Source organism: Oligoflexus sp., assembly GCF_035638955.1.
Classification (GTDB): domain Bacteria; phylum Bdellovibrionota_B; class Oligoflexia; order Oligoflexales; family Oligoflexaceae; genus Oligoflexus.
Window position 1 is genome coordinate 61,293 of the sequence record NZ_DASQYZ010000287.1, and the last position, 13,712, is coordinate 75,004.

Sequence of the window (13,712 nt, forward strand, 5' to 3'; positions counted from 1 at the left end):
AATTAGGGAGTGGGTGCGCTACCGCCACCAACCCCGACAAGGCTAAACCATGGAATGTAGGTGATCAGCAGAAGCGAGATCACCAGCAGAACCAGGTACGGAAGGGTTGCAATCACCAGTTCGGGGATGGGCTTCTTAAAGCGCGTACTCGCGATTAGAAGGTTGATGCCCAGCGGTGGATGCACAAACCCGATCTCCAGGTTTACGAGGAAGATGATACAGAGGTGAATGGGATCAATTCCAAACTGCGCGGCAATGGGAATAAGAATCGGCACGACGACGACAATTGCCGAAAAGATATCCATGACACAGCCGACAACCAGAAGGAAGAGGTTCATGACCAGAAGGAAGACCAATTTGTTCTCGGTGACGGTTTTCAGGCTTTCGATCATCGTCGTTGGGACATCCTCGTCGATCATGTAGCCAGTAAAGCCGACCGCGAAGCCGAGGATAGTGATGATGGAGCCGGCAAGCACTGCCGCTTCGATCATGGTGCGGGGGAGATCCGAGAAAAGTTTGAATTCCTTTTTGATGAAAACAGCAACCACGATGACCCAGACGAGGATAACTGCCGAAACCTCATTCACGGTTACAAAACCGCCGTAGATACCTATCATAATGATGAAAACGATCGGCAATTCCCAGATGGCATCTTTGGTTGCCCGCCAGAGTTCAGTAAAACTGAAGGGTGCGTCCGATAGCTTCAGACCCAGCGCCTTCCGACGCCGGAAATCATAGATGAAACAATAGATGAAGATGATGACCAGCATCAGAACGCCGGGTACGAACGCTGCGGCAAAAAGCGTATTAATATCGGTCTGGGCCACCACACCGTAAAGGATCATAGGGAGACTGGGCGGAAACAAGAGACCGACGCAGCCACCGGTGATCAGCAGTCCCAGTGTGAAGCGTTCGCTGTAACCTTTTTCCAGCATCATGGGATAAAGGATGCCGCCGAGGGCGATTATCGTCACTCCGCTGGCACCGGTCAGGGTCGTGAGAAGTGCGCAGGAAAGCAGGCCAGCAATAGCCATACCACCCGGGACCCAGCCTACGAGCGCTTCCATAAACGCCATGATACGCTGGGGGGCTTTGGTTTCCTTGAGAATACAGCTTACCAGAGTAAATAGAGGCAGGGCGACCAGGATCGGGGTTGAAGCCAGGCGGTTCAGTTCGATCAACACCGTCTGCATGTTGTCGATGTCCATATCGACAAAATAGAGACAAACCAAGGCTAGAGCGCCGAATATGGTAAAGAGAGGAACTTCGATAAGAGCAAAAACACCGATCAGAATCAGGATAATCGTTAGAATCGACATCGGTCAGCCTCTATTTGTTCTGATGAAGGGGATACAGGATCAGAATAAAATACCGAAAGGCAGCGGTAGCGAAAAATATGGGGATGACCGATGAAACATAGCCCTTGGCGCCGAAAATCTTCAGCTCACCAACCATAAAGTCCCGGGACAGATAAAGACAGATCAGCATCACCACGCAGCCAAAGGCGGCTACGAGGCGATGCAGGAGATCCTTGCTATTTTGCGGAACAAAGCGAAGTACAAATTCCATGCTGATGTGCTTGCCTTCTTTCAAAGCGAGCGAGGCGCCAACGAGGGAAATCCACATGACCATGGTAGGCAGGTATTCGAGGATTTCGTGGGATGATTGCCCGAATACATTGCGCTGGATAATGTTCATGGTCATGACAATGATCAAGGCCGCAAAAAGGCCTACAATCACGACCCTCTCGATCTTTTCCAGAAAATCGTCTAATCTCTTCAGCATGGAACCCACCTTAGTTACTTCCGCATACTCTTCAAGATACCTTGGACTTTGTCAAAAAGCTCTTTGGAGTATATAACAGGCATACTCTTCTTATAAACATTATCTGCGTAAGTCTGATATTTCTTGATATCGGCGTCCGAAGGTTTCAGGAACATGATGCCGCTTTCAGTGAGTTTGCCCCTCGCAATCTCATTATCCTTCCGAGAGGCTTCAATCACCTTTTGGCTATAAACTTTGGCCGTATCACGTAGGATCTTCTGCTGATCGGCTGGCAGCGAATTAAACTTGTCTTTTTTCATGATAAAGGCGCCGGTGGAATTTACAAAGGGATAATCGATCATGTACTTCACTTTCGAGAACCATTGGAAAGCCAAGGCGGCGAGAGGAGGAGCATAGAACGAGTCGATTGACTTCTGGTCGAGGGCCATGCCGACCTCGTGCAGGGCCAGGGGGGTGGAGCGAATGCCGAATTCTTCCAGGAACCGGGCGGCGACGTCGTCGCCAGTCCAAACCCACATCTTGATGTTCTTCAGGGCGGCTTCGTTATCAATTTTCTGCTTCGAGAAGACGTTGACGAAACCGGCTTCGGCGAAACCAAGCAAAACATAGCCTTTTTTGTCGAACTCCTTGGCAAAGTCATCGAAGAGGACTTCTTTAACCTTGTCCAGCTCTTCATTGGTTTTGAAAAGGAGCGGGGCCTCCAGAATACGGATGGACGGCACGAGTTGTCCTAGACCGACGCCCGAAAGAGCCGCTGCATGCAGAGTCTTCTGTTCCATGGCGCGCAGCATATCGACCTCGTCGCCTTTCACTCCGCCTGCCTTGATGGAAAGATCGAGTTTGCCTCCTGTTTGTTTTACCAGGTCTTCCTTCATGTTCTGGACGATGGTTGTCCAGGTACTGCCCTTGGGTGTCACGATCCCGAAGCTGATCTGCTTGGCAGACAGCGTACTGGTCACCAGCAAGGCTGCGACGTAGACAGCGAAATTTGTCATGAGTGAAGGTAAGCGCATGCCAATCGTCTCCTCAAAGTATGATCCGGATTAAAATAAATCTTCAACGCTGTTAAGATACAGTTTTGCGCGGGATTTGGCCAGACTGTTGTAAAGCCGCAGCTGAGGAGCCTTGTCCGTGTCGACGTTCCTGGCGATCGCGGCTTTCAGCATTTTTTCAAAGCCCTCACGGTCATCATTTTGCACCAGCACGTAGCGGGCATAGAAGACGTCAGCCAGCACGAAGTCAGTGCCGGCAAGCTTTTGTATGGCCTTATAATGATCATCCCCCTTCTTAGCATTGCCGCCCATCATTTGCGAGCGCCCGCCGTAGTAAAGCATGAGAAAGAGATGAGCCGATCCAAAGTTGTAGGATTCGTTGAGAGCGACCACCCGTTGCATGACTTTTTCCATCTTCGGACCCTGGGCCAGAGCTGCCATCGAATCGAGGTTACGGTTCATGTATGCGGCGATGTTGAAACCATACCAATAGAGGGCCGGCACATCATCCTTGTCGAGACCACTCAGGCAGCTGTCCAATTCGGTGAGGACTTTCAGACCCTGCTCGCATTTTTTATTGCTGCCGATCAAAGCCCGTTCACCGTACCGTTGACCGCGTTCATAGAAGCGGTTGATGCGTTCTTTCAGCATCGCTTTATCACCTACGCCCGGCGTTTCCAGATCCCCTTCTAAAAAAGCAAAGCTATAACTTGCGTACATTTGTGCGAGAATTGTCGGTATTTTGCGATTACCAGGATCACTTTCCAGCATCGCTTCCAGCAGTTTCAGATTGCCTGGAATCGCATCCCGTATCAGTTCCAGATCATCATCTTTCTCGAACGCAGGGACCCCGTCGGCGACGATCTCGCCCATCTGCTGGACAGCCATGGTTTTCAGCGAGCAGTTGGACAGCGAAAGGCTTGTCGTCATGAGGACGAGGAGGGATAGGAATCGCATACGTGCACCTCAACCAGCAAGGACTATGTCTCTGACCACAGGAATTGGCCACTATAGTAACGGAAAAGGTGAGGCCTCGCAGCCCAAAATGGGGAGGGGGTACAAAAAAAGGGAGCCCCCTGAGAGGGCTCCCTTGTGAGATACGAGAATTCGATGGGATCTAGTGAGGACTTTGAACGAATGATGTCCGCCTGATTAAACAGGGGCAGATTCTTTGAACGACGCTTTGTAGCGTTCCAGAGAAGCCGTCACAACCCGATCAAAGGCTTCATACAGTTCCTGTTGCTGACGCTGAACGTCGCGTGGACCTGTAGGTTCCTTATTGAGGTTCTTGAGCAACGCGGATGGCGTTTGCTGGAACGTCTTCCGGAAGAAGCGCGAGAAGTGCTGAGGACTGTTGAAACCGCAGAGGGTCAACACGTCCATGAGCGGTAAACCCAAATCCATTTGAATGACGTCCTTGGCCAGGTTAGCCCGGAACGACCACAGCCAGCGCATAGGCGCTTGCTTATAGTGCTTGTGAAAGAGTCGGGTTAAAGCAAACTTGGAGATTTTGACAGCATCGGACATATTTTCCAATGTCATGTCTTCGCCTATGTTCGCAATGATATAGCGATCGAGGATTTCCATGAGTTTAGGGGCGTTCTCTTCACGCCACTCAGTTTGCGAGGCAGGGGTAGACAAAGTTTCGGCGTACAGCATAGTCGGCTCCACTGAGTAAGTCTGCCCGGGATCGAGCAGGTCAGTCACTTTATACATATGCCAGAATTTCCAGTCAAGTCATTTTGGTAAAAAATTAAAAAGACAATGATTTCACCGTCATTATCGCCGGTCCGCAACCCCAGACTTGCCAGGCATCGGAATCGGATGCTAGATAGGCGGGCACTAAGGACAGACCGGGGGTGAATGTTATGAAACACTTGGTAATCAAGGGCTGTGCGATTGTTGCCTTAGCCTTTACAAACACCGGACGGGCTGCTGTTGATGATGGTTCTTCTGTGATGTTGCAGTTGGGTTCGCAGCGTATTACGTCGCAAACTGTGGTTCGGGTTAAGGTTTTTCCCCATGAGCGGAATTACCCCCCGCAAGGCCTGGACTCGGTCCGGGACCAGATCACGGTCCGTTCCGAACGTCCATGTTCTATATATAGCGCCAGCCCCGATCGGGCCGTCGCCCAAGGCCCTGTAACGGCCAAAGAGCCGGTCATAGCGCTGAACGCTGCCGAGATGCAGCAGCCGGTTATGATCCACTGCCCAGGGGGATTCACCCTGGAGCGTAAAGGGGCGGGTGGAGCGCCGAATTTCACTTACGAGGGTCGCCTTTATGTCCGCCCCGTGACCCATACGTCGGGCGCTCGGGAACTGGAAGCGATCAACCTGATCGGACTTCGCGAGTATCTTCGCGGGGTTGTCCCCTCCGAAGTCTATCGGGAATGGGCCATGGAAGCCTTGAAAACTCAGGCCGTTGCGGCCCGTACCTATGCCGTCTATCACCTCGTTTATGCTCGTCGCTTTGAAGCGTCCCGTCATTGGGATGTGGATGACACGATCAATTATCAGGCTTACACAGGAACCTCTTTGATTTCCGAGCGGACTGATATTGCGGTTCGCGAAACGGACGGCCAGATCCTGACCTATCATGGCAAAGTCATTCAAGCTTATTATCACGCCGACAGCGGTGGCCAGACCGAAGAGGCGCTGGCCGTTTGGAGCCAGTCGGTCCCCTTCACGGTGGCTCGTCCGGAAGTCAGTGATATGAAGCTTAACAAAACAATGTGGGAAAAAGGCTTTACCCTGGCTTCCTTGACTCACGATCTGCGTGCGTCCGGCGCCCTTGAAGGTGATCGCAGCGTGCGTAACATCGTGGTTCCCATGGTCGGTCGCACGCCGACGGGTCGAGTGCGGTCCTTGGCTATCATCGACCACAAAGGTCGTTATAAGCTGATTTCGGTCAATGCCTTCAAACGCTCGGTGCCGGGTCTGCCTTCCAATCTTTTTACGATTGAACGCGATCGTCAGCCGGGACAGTTTTTAGTGAAAGGCCTGGGCAATGGTCATGGCGTTGGCATGAGCCAGATGGGGGCCGCAGCCCTTGCTGCCCAACGTGCCTGGACCTATAAGCAAATTCTGGAATACTATTATGTCCGCACCACGTTGTGTTCGCTCGATGGCGAAAAGAAATCGTTGCCGGACTGCGGCAAGGAATCGGAAAAGTTCGCGGGCGACGCCAGTCTTCGCGGGTCTTCGACCTGATGACTGATTTTACGCCTGCTGCTGCATGGGCCTGAGGGGGAGCTGCAGATCGAACTTGGTATGTGACGACGCCGGATCGAGGCGCAAATCTCCGCCATGACGTTTGGCGATCGACAGGGAAATGCTGAGACCGAGGCCGGTGCCTTTGCCGAGTTCCTTGGTCGTGAAGAAGGGTTCCATAATACGGTCGGCCAGCGCCGGTGGAATTCCACTGCCAGAGTCCACCACAGATAGGGTGAAGCGATCTCCCTCGCGGCGGCCCAGCAGGTGAATCCAAGGTTGTTCCTGTTGATCAATGGCATCGCAGGCATTGCTGAGAAGATTAAAGAGAACCTGCGAAAGTTCCACTTCATTCGCATAGAGCATCACATCTTCCGGGACATCGACCACCAGGTTGATGCCATTCCGCCGAATTTTTTCCTCACATAAGCCCATCACTTCATCGATCAGCTGGCGAACGCGAAATTCCGAGCGTGGCGTATTGGTGCCGTCACGCGAAAGTTTGCGCAGGCTATTGACAACTTGAGCAATGCGGTCCCCGGTTGATAGGATCTGTTGGGTGCAGCGTTGCACCTGTTCAAGGTTTTGCCTTCCGAGTTCGCGTGATAGCCTTTGCGCCGATGCCATGATAATCGCGAGTGGGTTATTGATTTCGTGAGCGATACCGCCAGCCATCTCGCCAAGGCTGGCCAATCGCGCCGATTGAATCGCACTGATCCGCTGCGTTTCCAATTCCCTCTCGGTGGCCTGCAGGCGTTGTGCATTCTGCTCGTGATGCCGGTCCAGTTCACTGATCACGATGTTTAAGCTTGTGACCAGGGAATCCAGCTCGTCCGTTCGCCCAGGTCGACGTTTGAGGTTCAGAGTTTGGCCGGCGCGAAAGCCGTTTTTCCGATAGCACTCCAAATAATGTGCGACTTGAACTAAATGGCGCGTAACATAGTTTTGAAAAATCGCCAGAATAATGAGCGAAATCAGGAAGGTCTTGATGCCCTGCATAATAAAAATCACCTGCAATTTTTCCATCAGGCGTTCGATGATATTAATTTTCGAAGCCTTGACCGTCAGAAAACCAACGATTCTTGGTGGCTCTGGGTTTTGCTGCAGGTTCAGATTGTAGCGCCGGGTGACTTTGGGCTCAGTAATCAGCGTTTCCCACCAGGAGCCGGGTCCAGGATGCGATGGCCTTTGCATGATGTAAAGCGGTGAGCCATCAATATCGCTCACGGTCACTTCGATAAAATCACCTGTCGCCACAATTCCATCGAGAAATTTTCGAATTTGCCCATCATCAAAACTCCACACAGCTGCGCTGAGTGGATTCAGCGTCAAACGCTCCAGTTGATGAAACGCATTTTCCAGCAAACCTAGCTCTGACCGATAATCCAGATAAAGATTGATGCAAGTGAGAACGGTGGTAATCAGCGTCGAAGTCGCCAATATAAGGGATAGTATTCTGCGGGAAAGGGCGTGTGACCCCATAGATTCCATTTCCTATCTTAAGCCACTCACCTGTCAGGATGTTTACATTCTTACAGGAACCAACGGTTTCCTACGAACAGTTTTTTTAGGCTAATCCGCGTGTTTTTAGTTTGAAAAGTTGTCTCGGCGGGACTTCCGCGCCAATTATGCAGTGCGATAGAATGAAGGATACAGGTTGAAAACATTGATTCAACAGGGCCTCCCGAACCTTCGCACGGATGCATGGAATGACCATCTGCCGATCTTTGCCCTTTTGTTTAGAGATTTCCTGCTCTTGGGTTTTTCCCTGGCTGTGCTTCTGCGCGTTCTATAGCAGCCCTGTCCGAGCTGACAGAATTTTGGATTTAAAATTTTGGTCGGCCGAACAATCAGAATTGGCTCTGGGCGGGCTTTGGGAGTTTCATGCGCAAAAGTTGCTGGAACCCGGCCAAAGGCAAGTGGGGTCGGAGCTCCTGCTGGAGATTAGTCAGCCTTGGCGCGATTTTCAGCCACTCGCTCGGGATGAGGCGCGTCCCTTGGAACGAGGCAGCTATGTTCTTTTCATCAAAGGACTTTTGCCAAAAGCGGGAGGTTATGCTGTGCGCATTGCATCCCACCAAAGTATGACTCGAGTTGTTGTCGCACCGAAATATGCACCCGAACGCAGTCGCCGGACGCAGACTCAAAGCGTCTTTGCAGTTTTTCCTTGGATGCGCACTTTTCTCGAGTCACAGGTGCGTTTGGCTTTTTCGCCGGGTGCGGTGGATGAAATTTGGATGATCATCGTTCAACGTTGGCAGGCTGCGCCGGATGCGGTGGGTGCCGTTCCTCGATTGCAGTTGGCGGAAAAGATTCGTTAACGCAAGAGGAGACAGCCGCGTTTTTCATCCTGATAACTGGCCGTTGATAGGAAGAGAGGCAGCGCTGATCCCAGCCATTGATAGCTGCTGGTCACGATTTTATGAGTGGCATCGACGGAATAGGCGGCGTTGAGCGCGATGTCGCGGGTCCAGTCATTACAAGCCTCTTCACTACGTTCCAAAACAAAAAGACAGGTGCAAAGTTCCTTGGCGCGATAGCCGCTGCCAAGATTGAGAATATCGAGAATGCGCAGTTTGGTGAAATGATCCGGCCACAGAATGAGCACTAGAATCGCAACTTGAGCCAGAATCAGGACTGTCCAGCGTTTCATAGAAACCCCTTGGCTTCTCGCCAACTGGCAAGTTTGGCAAAAAAGTTATCTTCGGCCCAGAATTCTTCAGTTCGATCATTGGCCAATCGCACGACGACCATATTCCAGGCTGGTATTATATAGAGTCTTTGCCCCCAATGGCCCATGGCGATGAGAATATTCACCGGCGCGTTTGAATAGGGAGGTGCCTTGCCACTGGCATCACGGGGCAGGTTGATCCAGAAATGGCGTCCGGTTTGATCCGGCCACGGAACCTTGCCTTGGATGCGGTTCAGAATAGCTTCCGTGGGTGCCATGGAGAATTCAGTCCAGGAAAGATGAGTGAAACCTGGAATGCTACCTTTGGCAGGAAGCAGAGCCTGTCCAGCGACACAGCCATCGTGCAGGTAGAGTTCGCCAAAGCGGAGAAAATCACGGGCCTTCATGTAGCCGTAGGACGGTCCATAGTATACGCCCTCAGCATCGGCTTCCAGCACGGCTGAGGTGATTCCCAAGGGTTCAAAAAGCCTTTTCCAAGGCATGTCCCGATACTCGAGGCCATAGATTTTTTTCAATAGAACGGAAAGGTAAGCGGTGTCTCCGCTGGAATAACTCCAGCGTGTCCCGGGTTTATATTTGGGATGATAGGGTTCAAGAGCGCGCTCAATGCTTCTGGGTCCGAAGCCATAGAGCAGGCCGGTAATCGAGGATTGTTGCGGTAGAAGACCTTCCTCATAGGATTCCCTCCAATCCAAACCCGATGAGTAGCTAAGAAAATGATCAACCTTCACATCCTTGAGATGGGCGAAGCGAGGCATGTAATCCGCTATGGATGTGTTCAGATCAAGTTTGCCGTCCGCAACGGCTATCCCCACCAGCGCATTGAAAATACTTTTGGTGCCAGACCAGAGGAGGTGTTTTTTATCCGGACCGTAGCCGTTGAAGTAGGCTTCAAGTTCGATCCGGTCCCGATGCGCGATGACAATGGCATCGGTTTGCCAGTCAGGCTGCAACGTTCCATCAACCCAGGTGGGCTTGTGCATGAAATCGATGAGCTTTTGATCATGGGCGTCGATCGGTGGGGTTGGAACATCGTTCCACGCTTTGGGGTCAAAACCCGGCTGCGCGCAAGGTGCCGCGCCTAGAGGAGCCGCGACAAGCGCCAGGCCCAAAGCTAAACAATCCAATCGATTTATCCGCATGGCATCGCCCGTTGATGAATTCAGAATAAGGGTTATCCTGGGCATTATACCATGGAAAAACAAAGGGCTGTAAGGGAGATCCCTTACAGCCTTTGCAAACTTGGAGTTCAGTGTTGACTTACTGAGCTACGCCACCGACATAGCGGAGTTCCGAATCAGCATCACCGAATGCGGTGTGGGTGATGACTGGCAAAGCGTCGATCGCAGGCAGTGCAGGAGCACTGTCGAGAGCGATGGACGAGCAGCTGTTTTGATCAGCGGCTTTGGCCAGACGTTGCTCGCCGTCGACTGCATACACAGTGTAGTTACCGATTTGAGCGCCGCTGCGGATACTGAACAGTGGCATGTGGTGACCGACGTCTTTAGCCATTTTCCAGGGGATACCCTGGAGCTGGCCTGGGCCGGCATACTGCAGGCGGTACGATTTACCAATGATGGATGCATCTGTGTTGCCGTCCCAGTCATTGGCTGTGGTGTGAGTATAAGACAGTTCCAGAGGAGCGTCGAAGGTCACGAATTGACCATTTGAACCTTTCAGAGCGATGAACTTGGTCCAGGGCATAGGACCGGCATTGAACATGTAGTAGGTGTCCAGTTGGTTGGTCAGGCGCCAAGGGTCAATGGTCTTGTCCGCGATGGCGGCATGGACGTCCGAGCAAACCAGCGCACCTGAGTAAACGCTTTGCATTTGCATTGAGGATTCCTGATCAGTCGACAATCCAGAAGGCAATGTGAAAGCTGTTGAGCCATTTTTCAGGTTCTGAGCGGTTGCATCCCAGGTGTAGGTTGCCAGAGGCTCTTCGATGTCCTGGGTTTGGTTCGTAGTATAGGAGGTCTGACCCCAGGTCACAGATGTGGTTTTATACAGGTTCGAGGACATGGGACCCATCTGACCACCCTGGGAGCGTTCGAAGTCGGCTGCAGCAGGAGTCATTTCTGGGCAGTTCGAAAAGCAGACCAAGCTACAAGTTGGAACATCTGAAGTACCGGAAACGATTTTCTGTGAGTGATAGCTCAGGGACAGGCTGTCGCTGAGGGGCATCGATGGCGAAATTTGAATGTTGGCATTCAAGCTTGGAATCCACAGATTCGCGCCCCACTGTGGAATTTCCACAGTTCCGGTGGCCGCTTCTTCTTCCGGTCCGTTGTTGCCATAGGTGACTTTTGCGGTTTTGGTCAGGGTCGAGCCATCCCATTTCACGATGTAGTTGCTACCGTTGTCGTAGAAATTGATGTCGACACCTTTCAACGAGCCCAAAGTCACAGTGGCCTTGGTCAGCTTGGTGAGTTTACCAGGCGCTGCAAACACTGTGTAAGGTGTGGATGCTTTCTGACCGTTGGTCCATTCGACTTTGTTTACTGTGTCACCGGTTGCAACGCTGGTGCTGTCGCCCAGCCAGAGACCATGATAACCAGCCCAACCGTGTTGCACTTTACCGTCTTTGCTCAGTTCAACGGGGAAACCGGAATTCAGTGCCACAGTCGCGCCGGACGCATCAACGAGGTCATAGCGATAGATGGCTGTTTTGTATTTGTTCAGATCGTAGCAACCGAGCAAGGCTTCCTCGCCGCTTCCACCTGGGTGTGAGAAGGCAACTTTGTAATCGACGTTGAGGTAATTGGCATCAAAGCGGGCTTGGCCCACAGCGGATTGGCTGTAAGTCGTCCCTTCAGAGTTCTTGCTGCTGCTGTGTATGTAGCCAATGATGGTTTCTTCATCGAGAACTTCCAGCTCGGCGATACCCTGGCCTTGGCTTGAACGATCGCCTTTTGATTCATTGGAACCAGTTTCCAAAATGAATTTAGCTCCGCCGGCGGTGCGCTTGGTGCGGATAAAGCCGTTGCCTGCGATCTGACCAGCGACATGGCCTGTGTAGCGCATTTCAAAGACACCCGCTGGAGCTTCGTCCGAGGGTGGTTCCACGACAATGACTTTAACATGATATTGAGCGTCGTCACCTTCCATGAGACGCATTTCAGCAATCAAAGGCTTGTTTTCTTCGCGGGTCGAGTTCACGTAGACAGTCACGAGGGAAGGTGATTGGTTGGCGCTCGAGTCGCCTTGCTGGCCGCCACCGCTGCCACCGCTGTCGCCGCCTTTTTGTTCACGACTGCATTTGGTTTCATCAACTTGGGCCTGGTAAATGCCGGCGTTAGCCTGTTCCCAGAACTTGGTCTGTGACAGGAAGCACATGATTTCGCCAGCTCTTTCGACTTCTTCGAAAGCCTCATTGGTCATGCGCAGGCGAACGGTGCGACTGTCGGCGAGTTTGAAGGAGACTTCTTTCATGGCTAAAGACGCGCCGGCGTCCTTACCTTTGAGAATCGTGACTTCACCGGCAAGTTGGAGAGCGCCGGTTTCCAAGGTTACAACCGTATCTTCGTTGGGTTCAACAGATCCATCGGTACTTGACGCGCTTGAGCTGCTCTTTTTCTTACCGCAGGATGCCACCACCAGAAGTGATGCAGCACCCAGTATCGCGGTTTTTTTGAGGATTGGCTTGATAATCATGTAACGGATCTCCATCATATTCAGAAGCAAGTTTGTGCATGAGAAGCACAAGATAAACAGACCTTCGTGATTGCGCGGCACGAAGTTTAATGCGTTTTTGGTATGAATTTAAACGATTGAAATATCATGCGGTTAAGGCGAGAAAAAGTCGCGGAACTGAAATTTTTTAAGAGGGAAAAACGAAAGAAGGGAAGGGGAATGTACAGAATTGGGGGATGTGCGTCTTACCGGGCGGCAGAATCTGGGCCAGACGCTTAGTTATCGATGGTGTTCCAGACGCCTTCGGTTTTGACGCCGGGCGCTCCATAACCCCAGGAGCCCTTAAAGGACGTGCGCTCCGGGTTGGTCCAGGTAAATTTAAACCAGCCAGCGACGGTGGCGCCTTCGTGCCACGCGCCTTCCATGGTGGTCTCGCTGACCTTGATGAGCGACATCAGGTCTGTGTACGAGGTCGGATCGCTACGACAGCCAGGGATGGAGAGCTGCTGCCAGACATAGCTGCCGCCTTCACCTTCAATTGTGAGCTTGGCGGTGACGCGAGCGTTATTCTTACAGCCCGTATCCACAAACTCATAGTAGCTGTCGAAAGTCCGTTTGAAGACAATTTTTTCCCAATTGAAGCTCAGCGCCTTGGTCATATCCTGCCATTGACGAGTGGGGAAATGAAAGGCGATGACGCAAAGATACAGAGGCCCCATGGGCATCTTATCGAGACTCATGGTGATGGGGTTTTTGGCCTCACCAACCGTATAGCCTCCGGTTTTATCACAGGTTTGTGCCGAATCAACTTTATATGCATAATGGCTGATGCTGGAATCTGCTTTGACTGGTAAGGTGTAATTATAACGATCGGATGGGCCCGAAGGCACGCCTTCGACTGTAAAGTTTACCGCGGGAAAGGATACACCGGGTTTCCGGGGAAATGTATTAGGATCTTCGGGACGGAAATCAGGGTCCACGGTTCCAAAAGTAGGATCCGTGCCTGTGCCATTGGCTGTGGCATCCACTGTTTCGTTGCGGCTATCAGTATTGGTCTGTGAAATGGAACGACGCTGCTCCACCTGCGTGCCGTTATCGCAAGCACACAGTAGAAGAATCGAAAGCATGAAGCCTAATGGCCTGTGCCCCAGCAGTTCCATAAAATCTCCAAGATGATCTGTTAGGACTGATCGGCGCTCTTGGGCGTAAACTTAATAATCGAGAAATTGTGCGGTTATTCTAAAGTCTTGATGCCAAACATTCTGTAGCACCTTCGGAGGCAGACCCAAAGACCTTGCAATCCTTACCTAATACTTACCATAACCAGATTCATTCTTTTATAATTGCGGCGCAAACCCCACAGCCGAACAGCTCAGCTTTTGTCCTCATTATACCGAAAGT

Annotated in this window: 13 protein-coding genes; 3 read left to right on the top strand and 10 right to left on the bottom strand. The window is 51.7% G+C overall.

Annotated elements, in window-relative coordinates; translation table 11 throughout:
• Positions 1-2 precede the first annotated feature (2 nt).
• The 5 genes from VE954_RS26465 to VE954_RS26485 form a co-directional block, all read right to left on the bottom strand.
• Entirely contained in the window at positions 3-1,319 is a 1,317-nt protein-coding gene (locus VE954_RS26465; RefSeq protein ID WP_324958532.1) for a TRAP transporter large permease, read from the bottom strand.
• Between the two features lie 10 nt (positions 1,320-1,329).
• The gene (locus tag VE954_RS26470) at positions 1,330-1,785 is read right to left on the bottom strand and encodes a TRAP transporter small permease (RefSeq protein ID WP_324958534.1); all 456 of its coding nucleotides are present in this window, start codon (positions 1,783-1,785) and stop codon (positions 1,330-1,332) included.
• Positions 1,786-1,799: 14 nt separating this feature from the next.
• Positions 1,800-2,798 (bottom strand): TRAP transporter substrate-binding protein DctP, encoded by a 999-nt coding sequence (dctP, locus tag VE954_RS26475; protein ID WP_324958536.1) that lies wholly within the window; start codon positions 2,796-2,798, stop codon positions 1,800-1,802.
• Positions 2,799-2,828: 30 nt separating this feature from the next.
• On the bottom strand, positions 2,829-3,734 hold the full coding sequence (locus VE954_RS26480) for a TRAP transporter TatT component family protein (protein ID WP_324958538.1): 906 nt from the start codon (positions 3,732-3,734) through the stop codon (positions 2,829-2,831).
• 195 nt (positions 3,735-3,929) lie between these two features.
• Positions 3,930-4,493, bottom strand: a complete 564-nt coding sequence (locus tag VE954_RS26485; protein WP_324958540.1) for an AraC family transcriptional regulator — start codon at positions 4,491-4,493, stop codon at positions 3,930-3,932.
• A 152-nt stretch (positions 4,494-4,645) separates the two neighbouring features.
• Between VE954_RS26485 and VE954_RS26490 the strand changes: the two genes are divergently transcribed.
• Positions 4,646-5,986 carry a SpoIID/LytB domain-containing protein gene (locus VE954_RS26490; protein WP_324958542.1) on the top strand — a complete coding sequence of 447 codons (1,341 nt, stop codon included), beginning with the start codon at positions 4,646-4,648 and terminating at the stop codon, positions 5,984-5,986.
• Between the two features lie 9 nt (positions 5,987-5,995).
• On the opposite strand, the gene VE954_RS26495 is transcribed toward VE954_RS26490, so the two are convergent.
• Positions 5,996-7,468, bottom strand: a complete 1,473-nt coding sequence (locus VE954_RS26495; RefSeq protein ID WP_324958544.1) for a sensor histidine kinase — start codon at positions 7,466-7,468, stop codon at positions 5,996-5,998.
• Positions 7,469-7,643: 175 nt separating this feature from the next.
• Between VE954_RS26495 and VE954_RS26500 the strand changes: the two genes are divergently transcribed.
• Both VE954_RS26500 and VE954_RS26505 read left to right on the top strand, forming a co-directional pair.
• The gene (locus tag VE954_RS26500) at positions 7,644-7,781 is read left to right on the top strand and encodes a hypothetical protein (RefSeq protein WP_324958546.1); all 138 of its coding nucleotides are present in this window, start codon (positions 7,644-7,646) and stop codon (positions 7,779-7,781) included.
• Between the two features lie 25 nt (positions 7,782-7,806).
• The gene (locus VE954_RS26505) at positions 7,807-8,307 is read left to right on the top strand and encodes a hypothetical protein (protein ID WP_324958548.1); all 501 of its coding nucleotides are present in this window, start codon (positions 7,807-7,809) and stop codon (positions 8,305-8,307) included.
• On the opposite strand, the gene VE954_RS26510 is transcribed toward VE954_RS26505, so the two are convergent.
• The 4 genes from VE954_RS26510 to VE954_RS26525 all read right to left on the bottom strand — a co-directional run bounded on the left by VE954_RS26510 (position 8,304) and on the right by VE954_RS26525 (position 13,471).
• Entirely contained in the window at positions 8,304-8,639 is a 336-nt protein-coding gene (locus VE954_RS26510; protein WP_324958550.1) for a hypothetical protein, read from the bottom strand. The genes VE954_RS26505 and VE954_RS26510 overlap by 4 nt on opposite strands.
• Positions 8,636-9,820, bottom strand: a complete 1,185-nt coding sequence (locus VE954_RS26515; RefSeq protein WP_324958552.1) for a serine hydrolase — start codon at positions 9,818-9,820, stop codon at positions 8,636-8,638. Before VE954_RS26515 ends, VE954_RS26510 begins: the two co-directional genes overlap by 4 nt.
• Before the next feature lie 118 nt (positions 9,821-9,938).
• On the bottom strand, positions 9,939-12,332 hold the full coding sequence (locus VE954_RS26520) for a hypothetical protein (RefSeq protein WP_324958554.1): 2,394 nt from the start codon (positions 12,330-12,332) through the stop codon (positions 9,939-9,941).
• A gap of 254 nt (positions 12,333-12,586) precedes the next feature.
• The gene (locus VE954_RS26525) at positions 12,587-13,471 is read right to left on the bottom strand and encodes a hypothetical protein (protein WP_324958556.1); all 885 of its coding nucleotides are present in this window, start codon (positions 13,469-13,471) and stop codon (positions 12,587-12,589) included.
• Positions 13,472-13,712 lie beyond the last annotated feature (241 nt).